The organism is Streptomyces nymphaeiformis, from assembly GCF_014203895.1.
GTDB classification, from domain to species: domain Bacteria; phylum Actinomycetota; class Actinomycetes; order Streptomycetales; family Streptomycetaceae; genus Streptomyces; species Streptomyces nymphaeiformis.
In genome coordinates this window covers 59461-84270 of the sequence record NZ_JACHJY010000011.1, presented here as the reverse complement: position 1 = coordinate 84270, position 24810 = coordinate 59461, and the positions used below count along the sequence as shown (strand labels likewise).

Here is a 24810-nt window from a genome sequence, read left to right as displayed (position 1 = left end):
GATCTTCGTTTGATGATTCACCGTCAACAGCGGTGGCGAAGCCCCGCGTTCACGGACGGAACGGGCCGCGCCCTGCCGCTGTGACACGCAACGGGGAGCTGTGATGGGACGACGCATCGCCAAGGCCGGACTCGCGGCCGGAGCCGCACTCGTGCTGGCCGCCTGCGGCGGCGGAAACGACCCGACGACGGGCGCGGGCACGGCCGGCATCGGTGGCGGCGGCAGCGAGGCCGGGAAGGGCGACGGCGACGGCGGCGCGTCCAGGACCGCGTCGCTCGCGCGGCCGGACAGCCTCACGGTGGCCTTCTGCCAGACCATCGAGAGCGGCGACGGAGGCAGGGGCTACCAGGTCATCCTGCGCTCCTTCGCCGCGAAGGACGGCGCCTTCGTCGGCGAGCGCTCCGCCGCCATGCCGCCCAACGCCGAGCCGGCGGCGGGCTGCGAGTCCGACGGGCCCAGCTACCGCGTCGACCTCGCGTTCAACAAGGACCTCACGCTGGTCGCCGGTTCCGTCGACTCGGACCGCGCCGCCGCCTTCGACCTCGCCACGGGCCGCGAGGTCGGCGCGCCCGACCCCGACTCCTTCACGAAGCGCCCGGAGAACCAGGGCATCGCCTTCCACCCGGTGACCGGCCGCCTCTGGTACGACATGCAGACCGAGGACTTCCAGTCCACCGACGGCCTCGCCTCCCGGGACCCCAAGGGCGGCCTGAAGACCGAGGAGCAGACCCCCTTCGAGAAGATCCCCGATCTTCTGGAGAAGGACGGCCCCACGGCGGTCACGGTGCTCGCCCTCGACGACATCCACGCGGTGGCCGTCCCCGGGGGCGGGGTCGTCGCGACGTCCACCACGGACGGCGGCGTCAGCCTGAGCCGGGCGAGCCGCACGAGCAACGGCGTCGGCTCGGGGTCCTACCTGACCGACATCGCCACCGCGGGCCTCGACGAGAACAACAAGGTCTTCTGCGAGCCGGCCTTCTGGCGGAACGCCACCACCCTGGTCTGCGACTTCAAGCAGCTGACGTTCTCCGCCGACTACAAGAGGCTCCTGAAGACCGAGGACCTCGTCCCGGAGAACGACCGGCACAACGGCCAGCCGGTCCTCGCCCCGGACGGCAGGAGCTTCGCGTTCCTCTCCAGGGGCGAGGACGGCCGCACGGGCCTCTTCCGCGGGGACTTCTCCGGCGGCGCGCCGGTGAAGATCACCAGCGTGGACCCGCCGGTCCCGGACGAGGACCACCTCCGCACGACGCTGATCCGCTGGAACTGACGCCGGCACCGGCCCCCGCCGGGGTCACTTCTTCCGTACGTCGTACACCCAGCAGTTCCTGACCGACGAGACGGCCTTCGGGTTCTTCATCGCGACTTCGAAGGTCTTGGTCTCGTAGGCCCCGACCGTGACGGCCGTCGTGACCGAGTCGACCGCGGAACCCGTGGCGCCCTTGAACTCCAGGGTCACCTCGTACGTGCCCTCCAGCGCGTCGTGCGAGGTGATCCTCAGGGTCGACGTGGTGTCGGCCTTCCGGGCCGGCTTGCCCTTGCGCTTCTTCTGGGCGGGCTTCACGCAGTCGACGACCACGACCTCGGTCTTCGCCGACGTGGGGGAAGGGCTGGCGGTGGCCGTGGAGCCGCCCGAGTCGTCCGCGCTGATGTAGTCGTCGTTGCCCTGCTCGTCGCTGGAGCAGCCGCCGCCCGAATCGTCGTCGTCGTGGGAGCCCTTGTGGCTCCGGCTCTTGCCGCTCTTGCTCTTCCCGCTGCCGCCACCGCTGCCGTGGCCGCCCTTGCCGGTGTGGAAACCGGTCAGCGCGAGGACCACCACGGTGAGCGTCGCCGCGAGCTTCAGGCGCGTCCGTACCATCGCCGCCACCCCTCCCTGTGTGTCGTGTCCGCGCCACCCTAGCGGCGGGGCCGTGCCACGTGGCGGGGCCCCCGCACCCGGCGTAGCGTCGGGAACGAGGGCCGGACCGCCGAGGAGGCCGCATCGATGATCCGCAACGTCGCCGGCTCCGTCCTGGCTCTCGCCGGAGCGACGGCCGCCGTCTGGAGCCCCTTCCGTGCCTGGTACGACGGCCGTCACGGGCGCGACTACGCCATCGGTGACCTGTTCACCGGCATCACCGACGTCAAGGCCGACATCGCGGGCTCGATCCTGCTGCCCCTCGCCTTCGCGGCCCTCGTGACCGTCGTCGGCGTCGTGCTCCGCTCCCGCCTGCTCGTCGCCTTCGCCGGGATCGTCGTCCTCGGCTTCACCATCCTGTGGATGGTGCGGGTCGGCGAGGCGGAGGGCAGCCTCACGATCGACGCCGACGGCACGGGGCTCGGCGACGGGCTCGCGTTCGCCTTCGGCGGCGGGGTCCTGCTGCTCATCGGCGCGCTCGTGATGTCGGGCCGGAGCCGCACCCACCGGGTGGACCGGCCGCACCGGCCCCCGCACCCTCCGGAGCCTGCCGGAACGGAGGCGACCGACCGGACGCTCACCTACCCGAGCCCGCCGGAGCCGCCCGTGGAGGACGGCCCCGAACGCTCGCAGGGCCCGGACCGGACCTAGGCCGGCCCCGGCCCCTCGGGCCCCGGGCCGTCAGGTCCGCGCCGCCGCGCCCCGTCCCGTCGCCGTGCCCTTGACCGCGTCGAGCGCGTACACGCAGCGGTCCTTGCTGCACGCGTACACGACTCCGCCCTTCGCCACCGGCGAGCCGGTGATCTCGCCGCCGGTCGCGAGCTTCCAGCGGAGCTGCCCGCCGGTCGCGTCCAGGGTGTACAGGACGTGGTCGGCCGAGCCGAAGTGCACCCGGCCGTCGGCGACGACCGGGGAGCCGACCAGCTCGCCGCCCGCGGCGAACCGCCACCGGGGGGTGCCGGTGACCGCGTCGAGCGTGTAGAGCGCGCTGCCGCTGCCGACGTGCACGTTCCCGTCGGCGACGAGCACCGGCTCGGCGGACTGGCGCGGCTCGGTCGCGATCCGCCAGCGGTCCTGCCCGGTGGTGGCGTCAAGCGCGTACACGGTGCCGAGGTGGTCCGAGAGGTACACCCCGCCGCCCGTGACGGCCGGTCCCGGCGCGAACGCGGGCGGGGAGAGGAACACGGCCGGGGCCTCGAAGTGCCAGCGGACGTGCCCGGCGGCGATGTCGATCGACAGGACCCGGGTCCCGGCGGAGACGTACACGCAGCCGTCCTCGGCCGGGGAGACCCGGACCGGCACGTTGGCGCAGGAGGCGGCGTCGCCGATCGGGTACGACCAGCGCTCCACGCCCGTGCGGGCGTCGAGGGCCTGGAGCCGGGCGTCCCGCCACACGTACACGGTGTCGCCGTGCACGGCGGGCCCCGCCTCCGGGGTCTCGAAGTCGGTCTGCGCGCCGGTGAGCTCCCACAGCTTGGCGCCGTTGGAGGCCTCCCAGGCCTGCACGCCGCCGCCGCGGGTACCGGTGACGACCGTGCCCCGGTCGACCTTCAGCGAGTACACCCAGGCGTCCGTGGGCAGCCGCCAGCGCTCGCTGCCGTCGGCGGCGTCGAGGGCGTACAGGGTGGGTCCGTCGGAGGCGTGGATACGGCCCGAGGCGACGGCCATCGACCAGGCCACGTCCCGGGTCTTGAACTGGCGCCGGCCACTGCCCGTGTCCAGGGCGTGCACCTCGAAGGAGGTCACGTACAGCAGGTCGCCGTCGACGACCGGGGTGCCCCAGACGTCGTTCGACATCCGGAAGCGCCAGGGCCGCCAGTGGCCGGGCTCCGGCGGGGGCTGCGGGGCGGCGGCCGCCTGGCCGTTCCCCTGGGCCGGGACGTGCTGGGACCCGGACCCCGGTGCCGTACCGGGCTCGGCGGCGCCCGGGCCGCCGCCGGGCGGGCGGATCCAGCCGGTCGCGGGGCCCGCGTCGGCGCCCCGGCCGACGGCGATCGCCGCGCGGGTGTCGGCGACCCGGGGGCCGGGGCCGATCGGCACGGTCGCGCCGCCGAGGCGCACGGGACCGCCCGCGCTCTCGGGGTGGCCGGCGTGCCGGCCACCGAGGGGCGCGTGCTCCGGCGCGCGCTCCGGCGTGTGCTCCGGGAAGCGGGGGTCCTGGCGGGGGCCCGGCGGGTCCGCCGGGGGCGGGGGCGGCGTCGGTCCCGGCACCTGACGTCCGCCGCCGCGGCGCCGCTCGATCATGGCGGTGGCGCTCAGCGGCAGCCACGCGGAGGCCGTGCCGCTGTCGTCGCTGCCGGGGCCGAAGAGGTGCGGGGCGAGCTGCGCCTGGAGGTCGGCCGGGGTGGGCCGGCGGCTGACGTCCATCTGCATGCAGGAGTCGATGAGGGGCCGCAGCTCGTCCGGCAGCCCCTCCAGGTCCGGGCCCTCCCGCAGCAGCATGAACACGGTCTCGACGGGGTTGGCGCCGTGGAAGGGCGCGTGCCCGGTGGCGGCGAAGACCAGCATCGAGCCCAGCGAGAAGACGTCGCTGGCGCCGGTGACGCTGCGCGAGTCGCGGGCCTGCTCGGGCGACATGTAGGCGGGGGTGCCGACGGCGACGTTGGTCATGGTCAGGCGCGTGTTGGAGACGCCCGACGCGATGCCGAAGTCGATCACCCGGGGGCCGTCCTCGACGACGAGGACGTTGGAGGGCTTGAGGTCGCGGTGGACCAGGCCCGCGCCGTGGATGGACTGCAGGGCCTCGGCGACGCCCGCGGCGAGCCAGCGGACGGCCTGGGCCGGGAGCGGCCCGCACTCGTTCACTATCTCTTCGAGGGAGGGCGCCGGCACATAGGCGGTGGCCAGCCAGGGCACGGCGGCGCGCGGGTCGGCGTCCACGACGGCGGCCGTGTAGAAGCCGGAGACCGCCCGGGCGGCCTCCACCTCCCGGGTGAAGCGGACCCGGAACAGCTGGTCCTCCGCGAGCTCCGTGCGCACGGTCTTGATCGCCACGCGCCGACCCGAGGCCGAGCGCGCGAGATAGACCAGGCCCATTCCGCCCGCGCCGAGCCGGCCCAGCACCTCGAAGGGCCCGATACGTCTCGGGTCGTGCTGCGTCAGCTGTTCCACTTGCCTGCCACCTCCCCGTACGGGCCATGAGGGTACGGCCCCGTGGCCCCTGATTCTTCCTGTCCGAGGGCCTGGTTGCGAACCCGGGGGCGGATCGGGGTGTCCTACCTCATATCGGTGGCGGATCGGAGGCGACGGATCAGCTTCCGGCGGCGGGTTCCGCGAGGACGGCGAAGCGGGCGCCCTGGTTGTCGTGGAGGACGGCGATGCGGCCGTGCGGGGTGTCGAAGGCCGGGGTGGCGACCCGGCCGCCGAGCCGGACGGTGGTCTCGCAGGCCTCGTCGCAGTCGGCGACGGCGAAGTACACGAGGACGTGGCCGGGCATCTCGGCGGGGAAGTCGTCGCTGATGACGGCCCGTCCGCCGAAGGCGCTGTCGTCGCCGGGGCGTGAGCCGGGCGGGGACCAGACGCGGTAGTCGAAGCCGGCGTCCCTGCCCTCCTCCTCGGCGTCGGCCTGCCGGCCGAGGTAGCCGAAGACCGTGGCGTAGAAGGTGTCGACGGCGTCGGGAAGGCGGGTGTAGACCTCCATCCAGCAGAAGGAGCCCGGCTCGTTCGTGACCTCGAAGCCGTCGGGGTCGCCCTCCTGGCGGATGCCGAAGACCGCGCCGCCGGGGTCGGCGGCCAGCGCGTAGACGCCGAAGGGGCCGACGGGATAGGGCTCCATGACCATCTGCCCGCCGGCGGCCTTGATCCGGGCGGCGAGGGTGCCGGCGTCCTCGGTGGCGAGGTAGAGGGTCCAGGTGGTGGGCATGCGCCCGTCGCGCTTGGGCACGAGCCCGGCGACCCGGCGGCCGTCGAGGAGGGCCTCGTCGCGGTCGGGGTCGAAGGTCCAGCCGAAGAGCTCGCCGTAGAAGCGCTTGCCCGCTTCCAGGTCGGGGAGCTGTGCGTCCACCCAGCAGGGGGTGCCCTCAATGCGTACGGCCATGTCAACACGCTAGGACGGCGGGGGCCGCCCCGCACGCCCCGGCATGGGAACAGAATGCCGATTCACCGGGCCGGATCCCTTGGGGCGCCTGGGTTGTCCACCGAAGTTGTCCACAGACTGTTCATAAGCCGATCCGGGTACCTCCGGGTACGGCGGTCCGGGGACCCCGGGGGCGGGCGTCCCGGATCCGGCGCCGAGGTGGCCGGAACCCGCCCCTCCCCTCCGCCGGGGACACGCGTGCCGACCTCGGAGAACGGGGTGCACCCCATTTGCACTCGGCCGAATCGCGCTCCGAGGCCCCCTCGGTAAGCTGACGGCATGACAGGACAAGTACGCACCGTCGACGGCCGCGTGGCCGGACGACGCGGCCAGGCGACGCGGCAGAAGCTGCTCGACTGCCTCGGTGAGATGCTCAGCTCCTCGCCCTACCGGGACGTCAAGGTCATCGATGTGGCCCGGAAGGCGGGTACTTCACCCGCGACGTTCTATCAGTACTTCCCGGACGTCGAGGGAGCGGTCCTCGAGATCGCGGAGGAAATGGCCAAGGAGGGCGCCGCGCTGACCGAGCTGGTCTCCGGCCGCTCCTGGGTCGGCAAGGCCGGCTGGCAGACCTCGGAGGAACTCGTCGAGGGCTTCCTGGACTTCTGGCGCAAGCACGACGCGATCCTGCGGGTCGTGGACCTCGGTGCCGCCGAGGGCGACAAGCGGTTCTACAAGATCCGCATGAAGATCCTGAACTCGGTCACCAACTCCCTGACGGACGCGGTGAAGGAGCTCCAGGCCAAGGGCAAGGTCGACAAGGACGTCAGCCCCGCCGCGATGGCCGGCTCCCTGGTGGCGATGCTGGCCTCGGTCGCCGGCCACCAGAAGGGCTTCCAGACCTGGGGCGTGAAGCAGGCCGAACTCAAGCCGAACCTCGCGCTGTTGGTGCACCTGGGAATCACCGGCAAGAAGCCGACCAGATAGCGCCACCCTCTCCTTCACCGGTCCTGTCGACGACGCCGGCGGCGGCCCGCTCCCCGGGAAACGGGGGGCGGGACCGCCGTCGGCGTCGCCGTGCCGGGCCCGGGATCCCCCCTACCGGCGGGTGAGCCGGAAGAGCCGGATCTCGCGCTCGATCCGTGCCTGGTACGTGGCGTACGGCGGCCAGAACTCGAGCGCCGCCTTCCAGGCCGCCGCCCGTTCCTCGCCCGCGAGCAGTTCCGCCCGTACGGGTACGTCCTCGCCCCGCCAGTTGACCTCGACGTCCGGATGGGCGAGCAGGTTCGCCGTCCAGGCCGGGTGGCCGGTCCGGCCGAAGTTGGAGCCGACGAGGAGCCAGCGGCCGTCCCCCTCGGGCATGCAGGCGAGCGGGGTGACCCGCGGCCGCCCGCTCTTCGCGCCCCGGGCGGTGAGGATCACGCCGGGCAGCATCCGCGCGCTGAGCAGCACTTTTCCCTTGGTCAGCCGGTGCACGGCCCGGTCCATGGCCGGGATGAGGTGCGGGGCGACCCTGGCGAAGGTCCGGGTCGAGGACACCTTCTGCACGAGCTTCCGTCCGGCGGGCATCTACGCCGCCTCCTCTCCGAAGAGTCCGGTCCGTTCGGCGGCCCGTGCGCGCAGCCGCCGGGCGGGCCCGAAGAGCAGCTCGTCGGAGGCCGCCCGCTTGAAGCAGAGGTCGTCGAGCTGGAGGCACTCGCCGGCGGTGGCGCGCAGCGCCTCCAGGGCGTGGGCGAGGGCGAGCGGTCCGCCGTCGGGCTCGCGGGCCGCGCAGTACGCCAGGGAGCGGGCCACCCCGACCTGGACGTGGAGGTCGGCGAGGCGGTGCCGGGAGCCTTCGCGGGAGCCGGGGCGCCCGGCCGCGCGGTCGAGGGCGGCCGCGGCGGCGCCGACGGCCTCGGCGGCCAGCATGGCGGCGGCGGTGCGGCCGGCGGCGGCGAGGGCGCCGAGGACGTCGGCCGGTTCCTCGCCGAGGAGTTCGGCCCCGGTGTCCCGGAACTGGACGGTCGCCAGGGGCCGGGTGGGGTCGAGGGCGGGCTGCCGGGTCCGTACGAGGCCGGGGGCGTCCGCGGGGACGAGGAAGAGGAGCGTGCGGCTGCGGGCGAAGCCGCCGGTGTGGGCGGCGACGAGGAGCAGTCCGGCGCTGTGTCCGTCGACGACCTGGGCGGCCTCGCCGTAGAGGCGCCAGCCGCCGTCCGCCGCGCGGGCGGCCTGGATGCCGCCGGCCCGGCCGTCGCCCGACCAGTTCCCGTCGGTGTTGTCGCCGGTGAGGCCGAGGGCGTGGGAGAGGCCGCCGGGGACGGCGAGGGCGCAGGTGAGTGCGCCGGTGGCGACGCGCGGGAGGTGGGCGGCGCGCTGGGCGGGGGTGCCGAGGGCGGCGAGCAGCGGGGCGGCGAGGACGGTGGTGGCGAGGAGCGGGGAGGGGGCGAGGGCGCGGCCGGCCTCCTCGCAGACGAGGGCGAGGTCGGCGGGGCCGCGGCCGGCGCCTCCGTACTCCTCGGGGACGGCGAGCCCGGCGAGGCCGAGGGTGCCGGCGAGGTGGGCCCAGAGTGCGGTGTCGTACCGGTCGGGGCCGGCGGAGGCCGCCCGGCTCCCGTCCGGCCCGGCCCACTCGGCGAGCAGCCCCCGCAGGGCGTGCCGGAGCTCCCGCTGCTCCTGGGCGAGTGCGGAGGCGGGTCCGCCGGGGGCGGGCGGGTCCGCCCGGCCGGCCGGCGGGTCCGCGGCCGGCGCGGGCGCGCCGGCGAACGGTGCCGCGGGCGGGGTGGCGCACGGGTCCGCTCGGCCTGCGGCCGGGGCGGCGGGCGGTCGCGCCGCCGTCGCGGCGGGCGGGTCCGCCGGGGGCGGGCCCGCGGGCGGTTCCGCCCTCGGGGCGTCGAGCGCAGCGGAATCGGCGTCCATGGGGCTCCCTCCGTATCTGACGGTCCGTCATGCTAGGGCGGTGCGGGCCCGGTTGCCCAGAGAGGTGCCGGTCCCGATTCAAGGAATCTGATGTACCGTCAGATTCATGCCCACCACCACACGCAGCTCCCGCCGCGTCGCCGTCGTCGGCGTCTCCCTCTCCGACTGCGGCCGGGTCGACGAGGCCACCCCCTACGCCCTGCACGCCCAGGCCGCCCGCCGCGCCCTCGCGGACAGCGGCCTCGACCGCTCGCTGATCGACGGCCTCGCCTCGGCGGGCCTCGGCACGCTCGCCCCGGTCGAGGTCGCCGAGTACCTGGGCCTGCGCCCCCTCTGGGTGGACTCGACCGCCGTCGGCGGCGCCACCTGGGAGGTCATGGCCGCGCACGCCGCCGACGCGATCGCCGCGGGCCGTGCGAACGCGGTCCTGCTCGTGTACGGCTCCACGGCCCGCGCCGACATCCGGGCCCGGCGCCGCACCTCGAACCTCTCGTTCGGCTCGCGCGGCCCGCTCCAGTTCGAGGTGCCGTACGGGCACACCCTGATCGCCAAGTACGCGATGGCCGCCCGCCGTCACATGCACGAGTACGGCACGACCCTGGAGCAGCTCGCGGAGGTGGCCGTGCGGGCGCGGGCGAACGCGGCGCTCAACCCGGAGGCGATGTTCCGCGAGCCGATCACCGTCGACGACGTCCTGGACGGGCCGATGATCGCGGACCCGTTCACCAAGCTGCACTGCTGCATCCGCAGCGACGGCGGCTGCGCGGTGCTGCTCGTGGCCGAGGAGTACGTGAAGGACTGCCGCAAGGCCCCGGTCTGGGTGCTCGGCACGGGCGAGCACGTCTCGCACACCACGATGTCCGAGTGGGAGGACTTCACGGTCTCCCCGGCGGCCGTCAGCGGCCGGCTGGCCTTCGGGCGGGCGGGCGTCCGGCCGGCCGACGTCGAGGTCGCCGAGATCTACGACGCCTTCACCTACATGACCCTGGTGACCCTGGAGGACCTGGGCTTCTGCGCGAAGGGCGAGGGCGGCGCGTTCGTCCAGGAGAAGGACCGGCTGCCGGTGAACACGGACGGCGGCGGCCTCTCGGCCTGCCACCCGGGGATGCGGGGCCTGTTCCTGCTGGTGGAGGCGGTGCGCCAACTGCGCGGCGAGGCGCCGGGGTTGCAGGTGCGGCGCCCGGACGGCTCGCTGCCGGAGCTGGCGGTGGCCTCGGGGACGGGGGGCTGGTTCTGCTCCTCGGGGACGGTGGTGCTCGGTCGCGGCTGACCACCCCCGAAGGATCTATACAAGCGTCATAGACAACCGTGTAGGACATCCGTATAGTCATGTCTGCGGGCAGGGGAACGGCCCGCAGACACCCGACGAGGAGTCCTGCCATGACCAGCACCACGAAGACCGCCAAGACCGTCCTGATCTCCGGCGCCTCGATCGCCGGCCCCGCCCTCGCCCTCTGGCTGCACCGCTACGGCTTCGTCCCGACCGTCGTCGAGCGCGCCCCCGAACTCCGCACCGGCGGCTACAAGGTGGACATCCGCGGCACCGCCATCGAGGTCTGCCGCCGGATGGGCGTCCTCGACGAGATCCGCGCCAACTCCACGGACATGCGCGGCGGTTCGTACGTCGACGACGCCGGCCGCACCATCGGCGAACTGCCCGCCGACATCTTCGGCGGCCGCGTCGAGCAGGACGACGAGATCATGCGCGGCGAGCTCGCCCGCATCCTGTACGACCGGACCCGCGAGGACGTCGAGTACGTCTTCGGCGACTCGATCGCCGCCCTGACGGAGGACCCCGACGGCGTCACCGTCGCCTTCGAGTCCGGCACCGTCCGCCGCTTCGACCTGGTCGTCGGCGCCGACGGCCTCCACTCGAACACCCGGAGGCTCGTCTTCGGCCCGGAGGAGCGGTACAAGCGCCACCTCGACGCGTACATCTCCATCTTCACGGCCCCCAACCACCTGGGCCTGGACCGCTGGGAGACCTACCACGCGCTCCCCGGGAAGCTGACCTGCGTCTACAGCTCCGCCGGCGAGACCGACGCCAAGAACCTCTTCGTCTTCTCCTCCACCCAGGAGCAGCCCGACCACCGCGACACCGCCGCCCAGAAGCGCTTCCTCGCCCGCACCTTCGAGGGCGACGGCTGGGAGATCCCGCGCCTGCTCGGGCACGCCGCCGAGGCCGACGACTTCTACCTCGACTCCATCGCCCTCGTGGAGATGGACCACTGGTCCACCGGCCGGGTCGTGCTGCTCGGCGACGCCGCCCACTGCACCTCCCCCGCCTCCGGCCAGGGCACGGGCCTCGCCCTCACCGGCGCGTACGTCCTGGCGGGCGAGCTCGCCCGGGCGGGCGGCGACCACACCGTCGCCTTCGCCCGCTACGAGGAGCGGATGCGACCCGGCGTGGAGCGCAACCAGCGGATGGCCGAGCGCTTCGTCAAGGAGATGGTCGTCGACCGGAAGTGGAAGATCGCCCTGCGCATGCTCATGGTCCGGACGCTGCCGAAGACCCCCTGGAAGAACCTCATCGCGAAGAAGATCCGCGACGAGATCCAGGCCACGGCGAACGCCGTCGCGATCGAGGACTACGACACCACCGCACGGCCTACGGTGGCGGCATGACCGACTTCCACCGCGCCCTCCACTCGCTCAGGGTCTGGGACACCGAACTCCCCTCCTTCGACCCGGCGAGCGCCCCGCCCGAGCCGCTCCCCCTCTTCCACGACTGGTTCACGGCGGCGGCCGCGGCCGGACAGACCGAGCCGCACACCCTCTCCCTGGCCACCGTGGACGAGGACGGCAGGCCCGACGTCCGCACGGTGATGCTGCACGACGCCGACGACCGCGGCTGGCACTTCGCCTCGCACGCCACCAGCGCCAAGGGCCGCCAGCTCGCCGCCCGCCCCGAGGCCGCCCTCGGCTTCTACTGGCCGGTCCAGGGCCGCCAGGTCCGCGTCCGGGGCCACGTCACCACCGGCACCCCCCAGGAGGCGTACGAGGACCTCCACGCCCGCACCACCGGCGCCCTCGCCTCGGCGCTCGTCGGCCGGCAGAGCGAGGTCCTCGACTCCCCCGAGACCCTCGCCGAGGCGAGCGCCGCCGCCTGGCGCCGGGCCGAGGCCGAACCGGACGCCCCCGCCCCCACCTGGACCCTGTACGTGGTCGAGCCGGCCGAGGTCGAGTTCTTCCAGGGCGACGCCCGCCGCCGCCACGTCCGCCTCCGCTACCGGCGCACCGCGGGCGGCTGGACCCGCGAACTCCTCTGGCCCTGACGGGCGCCGTGCCGATCGGGCCGGAATCGGCCGCAACCCCCGAGCCCCCGCCCGAGTCGTACCGGAGTCCGAAAACAGAAGGGAACTCCATGCGCATCCGGCACAAGCTCCGCGCCGCCTCCCTGGCGGCGGCGCTCCTGGCCTCGGCCCTCACCGTCTCCGCCTCGCCCGTCTCCGCCTCGCCCGCGGGCGCCGACACCACAGGCGCCGGGACCGCAGGCGCGACGGCGGCGGCGGGCGTGACCACCCAGGCCGTCTTCAACAACCCGGTCGGCACCGCGACCGAGCAGCGGGCGATCGTCGACAAGCAGATCGAGCTGATCAGCGGCGCCCCGGCCGGCTCCCGGATCCGGCTCTCGTACTACTACCTCAACGACGCCACGTTCACGAACGCCCTGACCGCCGCCCACGACCGCGGCGTGAACGTCCAGGCGATCTTCGACGTGAAGGCCACCGGGTACGCGCTGTACGACACGCTCGCCGCCGAGCTCGGCACCGACACCTCGAAGCCTTCCTGGGTGACCCACTGCGGCACCGCCCGCGGCTGCATCGGCACCCTGGCCAAGGGCGGCGTCGACGCCATCAACCACAACAAGTTCATCCTCTTCACCGAGACGAACGGCACGCCCCGCGTCGTCATGCAGTCCTCGGCGAACCTCCACACCGGCCGCGACGGCTACCTCGGCTGGAACAACGCCCTGGTCCTGACCGGCAACGACGGCATCTACAACGCCTACAACGGCTACTTCGACGACCTCGCCGCCAAGGTCCCGAACAACAACTACTACGACACCGGCCGCGCCCCGGTGGCCTCCGGCAACGCGAAGATCCACTTCTATCCGCGCGCCGCCACCAGCGACTCGGTGTTCTACGACGACCCGGGAGAGGACACCGTCGCGACCGTCCTCGACCACGTGAACTGCTTCGGCAACTCGGTCGTCGGCACCACCGACAACCACCGCACGCGGATCCGCGTCGCCATGACGATCTTCTCCCGCCCCTACCTCGCGGACAAGCTCGTCCAGCTCGACGCCCAGGGCTGCTACGTCGAGGTCGCCCTCACCCACGACGGCTCCAACGGCCTGGCCAGGACCTCCCTGGAGAAGCTCCTGGCCGCCACGACCAACGCGTACAACGGCGTCATCACCACGTACTACTGCGGCAAGGACTCCACCTGGATCCACGACAAGTACCTGCTGATCGAGGGCAACTACTACGGCGTCCCCGACCGCAAGATCGTGTGGACCGGCAGCCACAACTGGTCCACCAACTCGCTGCGCCAGAGCGACGAGACGATGCTCCAGTTCGAGGACCCCGCGGTCCACGACGCGTACGTCGCCAACTACAACAAGCTGCGGGCCGCGACCACGCACCGGCCCGCCAACGGTGACGCCGTCGACGCCACCTGCTGAGCCACGGAGGCGCACCCGGACACGCCCGTGCACCCCCGGGTGCGCCTCACTCCCGGTACATCTCCTCGATGTCCCGGGCGAAGTCCCGCAGCACCGCCCGCCGTTTGAGCTTCATCGACGGCGTCAGGTGTCCCGAGGTCTCCGAGAACTCGGTGGTCAGGACGCGGAAGGCGCGGATCGACTCGGCGCGCGAGACCAGCCGGTTGGCGTCGTCCACCCCCCGCTGGAGCGCGGCCAGCAGCTCCGGGTCGCGGGCCAGCTCCCACAGCGCCAGCTGGTCCTTGTGCCGCATCCGCCGCCAGTGCGTCAGCCCCTCGTGGTCGAGGGTGATCAGGGCCGTGACGTACGGGCGGTCGTCGCCGAGGACCATGCACTGGGCGACCAGCGGGTGGGCGCGCAGCCAGTCCTCCAGCGGGGCCGGGGCGACGTTCTTGCCGGCCGAGGTGATGAGCAGGTCCTTCTTGCGGCCGGTGATCCGGAGGTAGCCGTCCTCGTCGAGGGAGCCGATGTCCCCGGTGGGGAACCAGCCGTCGTCGGTGTACGGCACGGCCGCGCCGCGCTGCCCGTCCCAGTACCCGGCGAAGACGTGACCGCCCTTGAGCCAGACCTCGCCGTCGCCGGCGATCCGGACCGCCGTGCCCGGCACCGGAAGGCCGACGGTCCCGGTGCGCGGCCGGCGGGGCGGGGTGACCGTCGAGGCGGCCGTGGTCTCGGTCAGGCCGTACCCCTCGAAGACCTCGACGCCGGCGCCCGCGAAGAACTCGGCGAGCGGGGCGCCGAGCGGGGAGCCGCCGCAGATCACGTACTTCACCCGGCCGCCGAGGGCGGTGCGGATCCGCCGGTAGACGAGCGGGTCGTAGAGGGCCCGGGCGGCCCGCAGGGCGAGCGGGGGCGAGGCGGTCCGCCCGTACCGGCGGGCGATCCGGGCGGCGCGGTCGAAGGCGGCGGCCTTCCCGCCGCGTTCGGCGGTGGCGCGGGCCTTGTTGAAGACCTTCTCCAGGACGTACGGGATGGCGAGGAGGAACGTGGGCCGGAAGCCGGCCAGGTCGGTGAGGAGCTCCTCGCCCTCGACGGTGGGGGCGTGCCCGACCCGGACGCGGGCGCGGACGCAGCCGACGGCGACCATCCGGCCGAAGACGTGGGAGAGCGGCAGGAAGAGGAGGGTGGCGGCGGGCTCCTTGCTCTCCGAGACGAAGACGGGGTGGAGGAGCCGGACGGCGTTGTCGACCTCGGCGAAGAAGTTGGCGTGGGTGAGGGCGCAGCCCTTGGGCCGGCCGGTGGTGCCGGAGGTGTAGATGAGGGTGGCGAGCGCCTCGGGCGTGAGCAGTCCGCGCCGCGCGGTCACGGTCTCGTCGGCGACCCGCGCCCCGGCCTGCCGCAACTGTTCGACGGCGCCGGCGTCGAGGACCCAGAGGTGGGCGAGGCCGGGGAGCTGGCGGCGCTCGGCGGAGACGAGCCGGGCCTGCTCGGCGTCCTCGACGACGCAGGCCGCGGCCCCGGAGTCCTGGAGGATCCAGCGGGTCTGGAAGGCGGAGGAGGTGGGGTAGACGGGGACGGTGACGAGCCCGGCGGCCCAGGCGGCGAAGTCGATCAGGGTCCACTCGTAGGTGGTGCGGGCCATGAGCGCGAGCCGGTCGCCGGGGCGCAGGCCGCAGGCGATGAGCCCCTTGGCGACGGAGTGCACCTCGGCGGCGAACCGGCCGGCGCTGACGTCGTACCAGGCCCCGTCGGCGTCCTTCCGCGAGAACAGGACGGCCTCGGGGTCCTGCCGGGCGTTGTCGTACGGCAGGTCGGCGAGCGAGCCGCGGTCGACCCGGGGAACGAGCGCGGGGACGGACACCTCCCGCACCCGCCCGTCCACCACCACCTTCCGCGGCTCGGCGGGCTCGGTCTCGGATGCGGCGGGTACGACGGACACGTGCGGCTCCTCGGTTGGCGCGATGAACTGAGGTCGTGCGTCGGTACGTTGAGCCCTGAGTTGCCCCAACTGCCCGGACTAGCCGGTAACCTTACTGTCCGGTAAGCGCTACCGGGGAGACCAGCGCTCGCTTTTCATGAGGTTTCCGAGCCCGGCCCAGGCGAAGTTCATCAGCGTCGCGGCGGCCTCCTTCGCCGTCACCCCGGGGGTCTCGTTCGCCCAGCTGGCCAAGGACTCGGCGGATCCCACCAGGGCCTGCGCGAGCGCCTCCACGTCCCGCCCGGCGATCACCATCCCGGCGGCCTCGCCGATGAGCCCCGCCACGAAGCCCACGATCTCGTCCCGCATCCGCGCCACCTCGCCGGCGAACGGCTCCCCGTGCGTCCGCGCCTGCCGGCTCAGCACCACCCACGCGTCCGGGTGCTCGGCGGCGTACGTGAAGAAGGCGAGCAGTCCCGCCCAGAGCCGCTCGTCGGGCGGCACCTCGGCTTCCCCGACCTCGGCGGCGACGGCCCCGAGCAGCGCCGCCGCCTCCCGCCGTATGCAGGCGGTGAACAGCTCTTCCTTGGAGCCCAGATACAGATAGACCAACGGCTTCGAGACCCCGGCGAGCTCGGCGATCTCGTCCATGGACGCCGCCTGGTACCCGTGCCGCGCGAAGCACCGCACGGCCGCGTCCACCATCTGCCGCTCCCGCACCACCCGCGGCAACCGCCGCGCCTTCGCCCCACCGGCCATGGCGCCCCACCCCTGCTTCCAAGATCCATTGGATGCCCCGCAGCAGTGTCGCCGATCAGCCGGGCGAGCGCATGTCAGAGGGGTGGGTTGCAGTCAGCCGTGACCGTCATGCCCGTGACGGCGGTGAGCGGAACCTCCACCGCCTCGGTCTGCCCGTCCACGGAGATCCTCAGCCGCCCGCCGTCGGCTGCCAGCAGGGTGCCGCAGACGGTGTCCGGGCCGTACGTCACCCGCAGGTTCCCCGGTGTCGTGCCGGGCGCCCACCAGGTGAGGGCCGTCCCGGCGAACAGGCAGGCCAGCGCGAGGCCGACCGCACGACGGGCGAGTGTCAGCCGGTGCGCCGCCCGGATCGCGGTCGCGACCTCGAAGCCGTCGATCGAGCCGTGCTCACGGTGGATGTCGGCCAGCGTGACCGCCAGCGGCTTCGTCCCGGCCTGCGCGGCCAGGGCGTGCCACAGGCCCGTCACGGCGAGGGCGAGGCCGCCGCCGATCAGGACGGTGACCGCCAGCCGCCACAGCGGCGGAAGCTCCGCCGTCGTGGTCCGCCCCTTGATCACGACCGCGGCGCCGATCAGGGTGACGAAGGCCGCGAGACCGTTGCGCCACGCCTCCGCGCTGGCCCGCACGCTCGGCAGCGACTGCTGCACCATCGCCCGGAACCGTTCGCGTTCCGCCAGGTCGGCCTCGGTGAGCGGCCGCTCCGGCAGGCGGAACCGTCCGGGTTCCGCCGGCGCGGGCTCGGTGGGCGGCCGCTCCGACGGCCGGGGCACCGGGTTCACGCAGCGTCCATCACGATCCGGAAGCTGGCGCCGCAACCGACCGCCCCCGCCGGAGCGTTCTCGTGCGCGCCGCCACAACCGCACGTCACGTCCAGCACGATCGCGGGCGCCCGGTTGCCGCCCTCGCCGCGGCTGGGGCCGGACAGACCGGTGAGCCCGGTGGTCACCTGACGGTCCACCAGGTGGTGGTCACAGCGGGGACACGGGCCCTCGACCACGAAACAGGGCGCGCCGCCCCCCTCGTACGGGGTGACCGTGAGTTCACGCGCCCCGAGCAACTCGAACGCGCGCCTGGTCCACCTGTAGTCGGCGGTCTGCAGGTAGGCGAGGGCGGTTTCTTCGGACATGACATCACAGTAGTGAGCGGCACCCTACGCTGAGACCGATTCGAACCATCCTGTGTGGCAAGGGGTTTGATGTCGGTCGACGAAGAACAGGGCGCGGACCTCTACCGGAACGGTGTGCACGCGTTCGCGAAGCGGCGGTACGGCAAGGCGTTCCACTGGTTCGCCCGCGCGCACACCGCCGGGCACCCGGAAGCGGCCGACTGGGTCTACCGGATGGCCCGTATCGAGGTCGAGCCGGACCAGCCCCCCTCCGTATGGGAGTCGGCGACCCCTCCCGTCATGCTGTACGCGGCCGCGGCCCGCGCGTACGTGGCGTCCACGGCCACAGGCGACGGGGAGCTGATGGACCGGGCGGTCGCGCTCAACCGGGAGGCGGTGCGGTCGGCGTCCGCCGACCACCCCGCCCGGCCCCTGATGCTGGGCTCGCTGCGTGACGTACTGAGGGAGCAGTACGAGCGCTGGGGACGGGACGAGGACCTGACCGAGGCGATCGACACCGCGTACGAGGCGCTGCGCGTCCTGCCGACGGGCCACTACGCGCGGCTGCGGGCCACCCAGGGTGCGCTCGCCCTGGCGAACACGCGGTTCCAGACGACGCAGGACCCGGACCCGCTCCACAGCCTCCTGGACGAGGTCGTCAGACCGGCCCTGGCCCAGCCCGGCGGACCCCCCGAGGACCGGGCGGCACTGGAGTCGAGCCTCTGCTCGTCCCTGCTGAACCTGGCCCGGGACGCGGACGAGGACCGGTACCTGGACGAGGCCGTCCGCTGGGGCCGGGCGGCGGTCGACCGTGCGACGGTCGGCGACGGCCTGTTCCGGAACAACCTGGGAGCCGCGCTGACCCTGAGGGGCAGGCGGCGCGGCTCGGTCGACGATCTGAACGACGCGGTCGAGGTGCTGTTCCCGGCGTTGGAGGACGATGACGGAAAGCACGCCTCCCTGGCCGCGACCTCACTCATGGGTGCGCTGCAGACGCGGGCCGACATGATCGGACGGGCCGCCGACCGGCGGGCCGCCGAGGCGATGCGGCGGATCCTCGGCGACACCCTGCCGGCGGTGCCCGGCGAGTACCCGGAGACCCTGGTCCGAGCCGCGTTCGCCGCCGACCGCGCCGACGGCGTGGACCCGGCCCTCCGCGCCCTGGCCGTCATGCCGGCCACGCATGTCGACCGGCCGCTCCTCCTGGCGCGGCTGGCCCAGGCACTGGGCTCCGTCGGACGGCGCGGCGAGGCCGTGGACGCGGCGAGGGAGGCGGTCGCGCTGGCCGGGAGCGGCCGGCACGCACTCGACGCGAACCGCATGCTCGGCACGCTCCTCCTCGGGGCGGAGGACCACGGGGTCCTCGTCGAGGAGGACGAGGTACTGAAGGTCTTCACGACGGCCGCGGAATGCTGCCCCCCGATGCATCTCGCCCGCGCCGAGGTGATGCTCGGCAAAGCCGTGGGGCTGTTCCGCCGGTTCAGCCGCCACGGACACAAGGCGGACCGCCGGGCCGCGGTGGCGGCGATGCGCGCGGCGGCGGAGGCGAAGGGCTCCCCCGTCCAGGAAAGGCTGTTCGCCGCGCGCGGCTGGGCCGGGGAGGCGCGGGCGTCCGGCGACCTGGACGAGGCCCTGACCGGAGCACGCGCCGCTGTCGCACTGCTCCGCGAGTACGGCTGGGCCGGCCTGGACCGGGCCGACCAGGTGAAGAGCATCCAGGAGAGCAAGGCGATGCCGCGTGACGCGGCGGCCCTGGCCCTCGAGACCGGACAGCCCGAACTGGCCGTGGAACTGCTCGAACAGGGCCGGTCGGTGCTGTGGTCCTCCACCCTGCACCTGCGGACGGACCTCGCCGCGCTCGCCGCCCACGACCGGGACCGCGCGGCCGAGTTGGAGCGGATCCGCACGCGGCTCGCCGGGGACGACCGGCTCGACCAGGAGGAACGCCTGCGACTGGCCCGGCGCTGGCAGCGGCTGGTGTCCGAGGTGCAGCCGCTGCCTGACGGCACCGAGTTCCTCGGCCCGGCCCCGTTCAAGAAGCTGGCACCGGCCGCGGACGCAGGCCCCGTCGTCATCGTCAACATCAGCACGATCCGCTGCGACGCGATCATCGTGCTTCCGGGCGGAGGGATCGAGGTCGTGGAACTGCCCGACGTCGACGTGCCCGGCATCGACGCGATCGCCAACACCTACCTGAGCCACCTCGACGACGCGATGGCGCCCGACGCCAGCTGGGACACCCACGAATGCGCCCGGCACACCGTGCACGACACCCTGGAATGGCTCTGGAACCGCATCGCCCTGCCGGTCCTCGAACGACTGGACTGGCCGACCGAGTCGGCCGACCCGCCCCGCCTGTGGTGGTGCCCCACGGCGTCCCTCTCGATCCTTCCGCTGCACGCGGCGGGCCGCTACCCCCGCATCACGGCCGGCCCGGCCGAGCCCGTCGGCCTGCCGTACGCGGCGGTGTCCTCGTACACCACCACGCTCTCCGCCCTCGTCGACGCCCGGCGCCGCCCGGAACCCACCGATCCCGCTCTCCTGGCGGTCGCCCTCACCGACACCGGACGCGGCCATACCGTCCTGCCCGGGGTCGCGGCGGAGCTCCAGGCCCTCGACCGGATCCTCGGCCGCCCGCGGCTGACGGTCCTGGCCGACGAGGCGGCCACCACGGCGGCCGTGCGACACCGGCTGCCGGAACACGCCTGGGCGCACTTCGCCTGTCACGGCTGGCTCGACATGACGGCACCGGCCGGCGCGGGACTCTGTCTCAGGGACCGCGACCTCAGCCTTCTCGACCTCGCGGATCTGCGGCTCGACCGCGCCGACCTGGCGTTCCTGTCCGCCTGCCACACCCGCCTGGGCGCCGGGGAGCTCCCGGACGAGGCCGTGCACACCGCCGCCGCCCTGCGCATCGCGGGGTTCCGGCACGTGGTGGCGACCCTGTGGTCGATCAACGACGGGGCCGCACCCGAGGTGGCGGCCGCCTTCTACCGTCACCTCTCCGGCCCGGACGGCCCGGCGTCCACCGGCGCCGCCCGTGCCCTCCACCGGGCCGTCGCCGAGCTCCGCGCCAAGGACCCCACCGACCCGACCGTCTGGGTCCCCTTCGTCCACGACGGCCCGTGACCGGGACGCCGGAAACGCGATGTGCCCCGCACCCGTGATCGGGGTGCGGGGCACATCGCGTACGAGCCTGGCGCGGGTCAGGCGGCCAGCACGGTCTCCTTCTCGTCGACCGGGGACGCCGAGGCGTTCTCGTACGCGGTGAGGTCGAGGATCTTCTCGCGGGCCGAGACGATCACCGGGATCAGAGCCTGGCCGGCCACGTTCGTGGCGGTCCGCATCATGTCCAGGATCGGGTCGATCGCCATGAGGAGGCCGACGCCCTCCAGGGGGAGGCCCAGGGTGGAGAGGGTCAGGGTGAGCATGACCGTCGCGCCGGTGAGGCCGGCGGTGGCCGCCGAGCCGATGACCGAGACGAAGGCGATCAGCAGGTAGTCGCCGAGGCCGAGCTGCACGTCGAAGATCTGCGCGATGAAGATCGCGGCCAGGGCCGGGTAGATCGCGGCGCAGCCGTCCATCTTGGTCGTCGCGCCGAACGGGACGGCGAAGGAGGCGTACTCCTTCGGGACGCCGAGGCGCTCGGTGACCTTCTGGGTGACCGGCATGGTGCCGACCGAGGAGCGGGAGACGAAGGCCAGCTGGATGGCCGGCCAGGCGCCCTTGTAGAACTGCAGCGGGTTGACCTTGGCGACCGTGGCGAGCAGCAGCGGGTAGACGCCGAAGAGGACCAGGGCGCAGCCGACGTAGATGTCGGCGGTGAAGGTCGCGTACTTGCCGATCAGGTCCCAGCCGTAGTCGGCGATGGCGAAGCCGATGAGGCCGACGGTGCCGAGCGGGGCGAGGCGGATGACCCACCACAGGGCCTTCTGGAGGAGCTCCAGGACCGACTCGGAGAGGGTGAGGATCGGCTTGGCGCGGTCGCCGAGCTTGAGGGCGGCGATGCCGGCGACGGCGGCCATGAAGACGATCTGGAGGACGTTCAGCTCGGTGAAGGGCGTGATGACGTCCGTCGGGATGATCCCGGTGAGGAAGTCGATCCAGGAGCCCTCGTGCTTGGGGAGCTTGCCGTCCTTCGGCGTGAGGCCGGTGCCGGCGCCCGGGTTGGTGATCAGGCCGATCGCGAGGCCGATGCCGACCGCGATCAGCGAGGTGATCATGAACCAGAGCAGGGTGCGGGTGGCGAGCCGGGCGGCGTTGTTCACCTTCCGCAGGTTGGTGATCGACACCAGGATCGCGAAGAAGACGAGCGGGGCGACGGCCAGCTTGAGCAGCTGGACGAAGATGCCGCCGATCTGGCTCAGGGTCTCCTTCAGCCAGGCGACGTCCTGGCTGCGGGCGATCCAGCCGAGCAGGGCGCCGAGGGCCAGACCGGCGATGATCTGGGCCCAGAAGGGGACCTTGGGTATCCGGGACTTCGTCTCGGGCGTCACGGACGCGGACACGGGCACGCTCCACAGGTGCGTATCGGGAAATACGGGGACGGGGGTGCGGCACACACGCGCTGTTCTCGCGGGCCGCTGATGATGCCGGGTCAGAGCTGACGGCAACAGACCGCGGACGTACAGCGGCACAGATCGACGTGCAGGCGCGCCACGAGCGGGGTGCTCACGGCATGAGAGGGGCGCACTGCAGACTTCATGTCGAACACGTTAACACTTGAACTTTGAGATCCTCAAAGCCATTCTTTGAGGCGCGAAAACGCCCCTTCGCCTCCGAAACGCAGAACACCCCAGGTCGGAGCCTTGGAAGGCCCTACCCGGGGTGTGACGCTGTGAGGAAGCTTACGCAGCCCTTACACGACGGACGGCGGCTACAGCGCGTCCTCCTGCGAACGGTTCGCCTCCAGCCGGCCCTTGGCGCGGTCGACCCGCGCCACGACCTCGGCGCTCGCCTCGTCCCGCACCTTGCGCAGGAGCACGAAGCTGAGCGGGGCGGAGACGACGATGGAGAGGACGAGGACCCAGAGCAGGTTCGAGTCGCCCAGGCCGCGCGGCAGCACGCCGACGTAGACGAGACCCCACAGGGCGAGGAAGCACCCGGCGAAGATCCCGAGCCGCATCAGCGTGTAGCGGAGCATGTCAGTCCACTCTTCCGTTCCGAAAGATCGCAAAGTTCCCAAGCGGGACGAGCGTCCTCCAGTGAAGCACGCGCCGGCGCCGGACCCGGGACCGGCCCTCTTGAGCACCTCGGAGGTAATAGATAACCTCTCCTCATGACCCTTACCTTCGAGGTGGACCCGGCGGTCGACCGCACCCTGCGCGACGGCGTGCTCTCCCTCTGGGCCGACGTCTCCAACGCGGGCGGCGCCGTCGGCTTCGTACCCCCCGTGACGCCCGACGCGATACGCCCCGCGCTGCTCAAGCACCTCGTCGCGATGACCGAGGGCGGCACCCGCCTCCTCGTCGGCCGCGACGAGGACGGCCAGGTCGCCGCCACCGCCTTCTTCACCTTCAACGGCCACCCGCTGATGAAGCACTGGGTCTGGCTCTACACCGTCATGGTCCACCCCCGGCACCAGGGCCGCGGATACGGCCGCGACCTCATGGCGGCGGTGGAGCACACCGCCCGCACGGCCGAGGGCTTCGAGGAGATCGAGGCGATCCGCCTCACCTGCCGGGGCGGCACGGGCGTCGACGGCTTCTACGCGAAGTCCGGCTACAAGGAGGTCGGCCGCGTCCCCGACGCGATCCGGGTCGCCCCCGGCGACGACCGCGACGACATCGTCATGCTGCTGCCGCTGAAGTGAGCGGGCGAAGACGAGAAGGGCCGGCGGGGATGTCCCCGCCGGCCCTTCTCGTCACATCACGTCAGACCCGCATCGGCTGCGGCGACTCGCGCCGCCCCGCGTCCGGACCCGGGTACTCGCGGATGATCTCGTACCGCGTGTTCCGCTCGACCGGCCGGAAGCCCGCGTCGCGGATCAGTTCGAGCAGGTCGTCACGGCCCAGCTTGTTCGGCGTGCCGTAGTTGTCGGCGTCGTGCGTGATCTTGTACTCGACGACCGAGCCGTCCATGTCGTCGGCACCGTGCTGGAGCGCCAGCTGCGCCGTCTGGACGCCGTGCATGACCCAGAAGACCTTGACGTGCGGCACGTTGTCGAAGAGCAGCCGGGAGACCGCGAAGGTCTTCAGGGCCTCGGCGCCGGTCGCCATCGTGGTGCGGGCCTGGAGCTTGTTGCGGACCTTGCCGTCCTGCATGTCCACGAAGTCGTGCTGGTAGCGCAGCGGGATGAAGACCTGGAAGCCGTTGGTCTCGTCCTGGAGCTCGCGGAGCCGCAGCACGTGGTCGACGCGGTGGCGCGGCTCCTCGATGTGCCCGTAGAGCATGGTCGCCGGGGTCTTGAGACCCTTCTCGTGGGCGAGCCGGTGGATCCGGGACCAGTCCTCCCAGTGGGTGTTGTGGTCCACGATGTGCTGCCGGACCTCCCAGTCGAAGATCTCGGCGCCGCCGCCGGTCAGCGACTCCAGGCCGGCCTCGATGAGCTCGTCGAGGATCTCGCTCGCGCTCAGCCCCGAGATCGTCTCGAAGTGGTGGATCTCGGTGGCCGTGAACGCCTTCAGCGAGACGTTCGGCAGCGCCTTCTTGAGCTCGGAGAGGGAGCGCGGGTAGTAGCGCCAGGGCAGGTTGGGGTGCAGCCCGTTGACGATGTGGAGCTCGGTGAGGTTCTCGTTCTCCATCGCCTTCGCGAGGCGCACGGCCTCCTCGATGCGCATGGTGTACGCGTCCTTCTCGCCCGGCTTGCGCTGGAAGGAGCAGTAGGCGCAGGAGGCGGTGCAGACGTTGGTCATGTTCAGATGCCGGTTGACATTGAAGTGGACCACGTCGCCGTTCTTGCGGGTCCGGACCTCGTGGGCCAGACCGCCGAGCCAGGCGAGGTCGTCGGACTCGTACAGGGCGATGCCGTCCTCACGGCTCAGCCGCTCACCGTCCCGGACCTTCTGCTCCAGCTCACGCTTGAGCCCCGCGTCCATACGGCCGCCTCCCTTTTCTGCCTACGAATCAAGCTCTGCCCAACCGTACTCTCAGCCCTCCTCCGGCAGCTCCCCGACCCGGTTCTCCCACTTGGTGGAGAGCACGATCGTCGTACGGGTGCGGGAGACGCCCTTGGTGCCGGAGAGCCGGCGGATCGTCTTCTCCAGGCCGTCGACGTCGTTGGCGCGCACCTTGAGCATGAAGGAGTCGTCGCCGGCGATGAACCAGCAGTCCTCGATCTCGGCGAGGTCCTTCAGGCGGCGGGCCACGTCCTCGTGGTCGGCGGCGTCGGAGAGGGAGATGCCGATGAGGGCGGTGACGCCGAGGCCGAGCGAGGCGGCGTCGACGGTGGCGCGGTAGCCGGTGATGACGCCGGCGGCCTCCAGCCGGTTGATGCGGTCGGTGACGGAGGGGCCGGAGAGCCCGACGAGCCGGCCGAGCTCGGCGTACGAGGCGCGACCGTTCTCGCGCAGAGCCTGGATGAGCTGCCTGTCCACGGCATCCATAGGAATTC

General features: G+C 72.8%; 23 protein-coding genes. 9 read left to right on the top strand and 14 right to left on the bottom strand.

Annotated features, from left to right (window positions below; genetic code table 11):
• The first annotated feature begins 103 nt into the window (after window positions 1-103).
• Complete coding sequence (locus GGE06_RS33660) at window positions 104-1270, top strand: TolB-like translocation protein (RefSeq protein ID WP_184932563.1); 1167 nt, start codon at window positions 104-106, stop codon at window positions 1268-1270.
• A gap of 24 nt (window positions 1271-1294) precedes the next feature.
• Here the strand turns inward: GGE06_RS33660 and GGE06_RS33655 are convergent, their stop codons facing one another.
• Complete coding sequence (locus GGE06_RS33655; protein ID WP_116160431.1) at window positions 1295-1858, bottom strand: hypothetical protein; 564 nt, start codon at window positions 1856-1858, stop codon at window positions 1295-1297.
• 126 nt (window positions 1859-1984) lie between these two features.
• On the opposite strand from GGE06_RS33655, the gene GGE06_RS33650 reads away from it, so the two are divergent.
• Window positions 1985-2548: a hypothetical protein gene (locus GGE06_RS33650; protein ID WP_184932562.1), complete on the top strand. Its 564-nt coding sequence runs from the start codon at window positions 1985-1987 to the stop codon at window positions 2546-2548.
• A gap of 30 nt (window positions 2549-2578) precedes the next feature.
• Here GGE06_RS33650 and afsK read toward each other — a convergent pair whose 3' ends face one another.
• Both afsK and GGE06_RS33640 read right to left on the bottom strand, forming a co-directional pair.
• Window positions 2579-5008, bottom strand: a complete 2430-nt coding sequence (gene afsK / locus GGE06_RS33645; protein ID WP_184932561.1) for a protein serine/threonine kinase AfsK — start codon at window positions 5006-5008, stop codon at window positions 2579-2581.
• Window positions 5009-5147: 139 nt separating this feature from the next.
• Window positions 5148-5933 (bottom strand): VOC family protein, encoded by a 786-nt coding sequence (locus tag GGE06_RS33640; RefSeq protein ID WP_116160428.1) that lies wholly within the window; start codon window positions 5931-5933, stop codon window positions 5148-5150.
• Between the two features lie 318 nt (window positions 5934-6251).
• Between GGE06_RS33640 and GGE06_RS33635 the strand changes: the two genes are divergently transcribed.
• A complete protein-coding gene (locus GGE06_RS33635) occupies window positions 6252-6899 on the top strand; it encodes a TetR family transcriptional regulator (RefSeq protein WP_041129739.1) in 648 nt (215 codons plus the stop codon).
• A gap of 111 nt (window positions 6900-7010) precedes the next feature.
• Here GGE06_RS33635 and GGE06_RS33630 read toward each other — a convergent pair whose 3' ends face one another.
• Together GGE06_RS33630 and GGE06_RS33625 are read right to left on the bottom strand one after the other, a co-directional pair.
• Window positions 7011-7481 (bottom strand): nitroreductase family deazaflavin-dependent oxidoreductase, encoded by a 471-nt coding sequence (locus tag GGE06_RS33630; RefSeq protein ID WP_116160427.1) that lies wholly within the window; start codon window positions 7479-7481, stop codon window positions 7011-7013.
• The gene (locus GGE06_RS33625) at window positions 7482-8810 is read right to left on the bottom strand and encodes an acyl-CoA dehydrogenase family protein (protein ID WP_184932560.1); all 1329 of its coding nucleotides are present in this window, start codon (window positions 8808-8810) and stop codon (window positions 7482-7484) included.
• Window positions 8811-8916: 106 nt separating this feature from the next.
• Here GGE06_RS33625 and GGE06_RS33620 point away from each other — a divergent pair, with 106 nt between their 5' ends.
• The 4 genes from GGE06_RS33620 to GGE06_RS33605 all read left to right on the top strand — a co-directional run bounded on the left by GGE06_RS33620 (window position 8917) and on the right by GGE06_RS33605 (window position 13497).
• On the top strand, window positions 8917-10080 hold the full coding sequence (locus tag GGE06_RS33620; RefSeq protein WP_184932559.1) for a thiolase C-terminal domain-containing protein: 1164 nt from the start codon (window positions 8917-8919) through the stop codon (window positions 10078-10080).
• A gap of 110 nt (window positions 10081-10190) precedes the next feature.
• On the top strand, window positions 10191-11435 hold the full coding sequence (locus tag GGE06_RS33615; protein ID WP_116160424.1) for an FAD-dependent monooxygenase: 1245 nt from the start codon (window positions 10191-10193) through the stop codon (window positions 11433-11435).
• On the top strand, window positions 11432-12085 hold the full coding sequence (locus GGE06_RS33610; RefSeq protein ID WP_116160423.1) for a pyridoxine/pyridoxamine 5'-phosphate oxidase: 654 nt from the start codon (window positions 11432-11434) through the stop codon (window positions 12083-12085). The genes GGE06_RS33615 and GGE06_RS33610 overlap by 4 nt, the downstream gene beginning before the upstream one ends.
• 89 nt (window positions 12086-12174) lie before the next feature.
• The gene (locus GGE06_RS33605; RefSeq protein WP_184932558.1) at window positions 12175-13497 is read left to right on the top strand and encodes a phospholipase D-like domain-containing protein; all 1323 of its coding nucleotides are present in this window, start codon (window positions 12175-12177) and stop codon (window positions 13495-13497) included.
• 46 nt (window positions 13498-13543) lie between these two features.
• On the opposite strand, the gene GGE06_RS33600 is transcribed toward GGE06_RS33605, so the two are convergent.
• The 4 genes from GGE06_RS33600 to GGE06_RS33585 form a co-directional block, all read right to left on the bottom strand.
• Entirely contained in the window at window positions 13544-15415 is a 1872-nt protein-coding gene (locus tag GGE06_RS33600) for an AMP-dependent synthetase/ligase (protein ID WP_184932557.1), read from the bottom strand.
• Window positions 15416-15523: 108 nt separating this feature from the next.
• Window positions 15524-16153 carry a TetR/AcrR family transcriptional regulator gene (locus GGE06_RS33595; RefSeq protein WP_116160420.1) on the bottom strand — a complete coding sequence of 210 codons (630 nt, stop codon included), beginning with the start codon at window positions 16151-16153 and terminating at the stop codon, window positions 15524-15526.
• A 74-nt stretch (window positions 16154-16227) separates the two neighbouring features.
• Window positions 16228-16932 (bottom strand): hypothetical protein, encoded by a 705-nt coding sequence (locus GGE06_RS33590; protein WP_312883393.1) that lies wholly within the window; start codon window positions 16930-16932, stop codon window positions 16228-16230.
• Window positions 16929-17279: a hypothetical protein gene (locus GGE06_RS33585; protein WP_116160419.1), complete on the bottom strand. Its 351-nt coding sequence runs from the start codon at window positions 17277-17279 to the stop codon at window positions 16929-16931. Before GGE06_RS33585 ends, GGE06_RS33590 begins: the two co-directional genes overlap by 4 nt.
• Window positions 17280-17348: 69 nt before the next feature.
• On the opposite strand from GGE06_RS33585, the gene GGE06_RS33580 reads away from it, so the two are divergent.
• Window positions 17349-20387: a CHAT domain-containing protein gene (locus GGE06_RS33580; RefSeq protein ID WP_184932556.1), complete on the top strand. Its 3039-nt coding sequence runs from the start codon at window positions 17349-17351 to the stop codon at window positions 20385-20387.
• Window positions 20388-20464: 77 nt separating this feature from the next.
• On the opposite strand, the gene GGE06_RS33575 is transcribed toward GGE06_RS33580, so the two are convergent.
• The 3 genes from GGE06_RS33575 to GGE06_RS33570 form a co-directional block, all read right to left on the bottom strand.
• Window positions 20465-21766 (bottom strand): dicarboxylate/amino acid:cation symporter, encoded by a 1302-nt coding sequence (locus GGE06_RS33575; protein ID WP_184932555.1) that lies wholly within the window; start codon window positions 21764-21766, stop codon window positions 20465-20467.
• A gap of 89 nt (window positions 21767-21855) precedes the next feature.
• On the bottom strand, window positions 21856-21963 hold the full coding sequence (locus GGE06_RS43880; RefSeq protein ID WP_312883392.1) for a putative leader peptide: 108 nt from the start codon (window positions 21961-21963) through the stop codon (window positions 21856-21858).
• A 171-nt stretch (window positions 21964-22134) separates the two neighbouring features.
• Window positions 22135-22401 carry a DUF4229 domain-containing protein gene (locus GGE06_RS33570; protein WP_116160416.1) on the bottom strand — a complete coding sequence of 89 codons (267 nt, stop codon included), beginning with the start codon at window positions 22399-22401 and terminating at the stop codon, window positions 22135-22137.
• Between the two features lie 135 nt (window positions 22402-22536).
• Here GGE06_RS33570 and GGE06_RS33565 point away from each other — a divergent pair, with 135 nt between their 5' ends.
• Window positions 22537-23070 (top strand): GNAT family N-acetyltransferase, encoded by a 534-nt coding sequence (locus tag GGE06_RS33565; protein ID WP_116160415.1) that lies wholly within the window; start codon window positions 22537-22539, stop codon window positions 23068-23070.
• Window positions 23071-23131: 61 nt separating this feature from the next.
• Here the strand turns inward: GGE06_RS33565 and mqnE are convergent, their stop codons facing one another.
• Window positions 23132-24295, bottom strand: coding sequence for an aminofutalosine synthase MqnE (mqnE, locus tag GGE06_RS33560; protein WP_116160414.1), 1164 nt, complete (start codon window positions 24293-24295; stop codon window positions 23132-23134).
• Window positions 24296-24346: 51 nt separating this feature from the next.
• Window positions 24347-24802: an Lrp/AsnC family transcriptional regulator gene (locus GGE06_RS33555; RefSeq protein ID WP_017241016.1), complete on the bottom strand. Its 456-nt coding sequence runs from the start codon at window positions 24800-24802 to the stop codon at window positions 24347-24349.
• Between the last annotated feature and the right edge of the window lie 8 nt (window positions 24803-24810).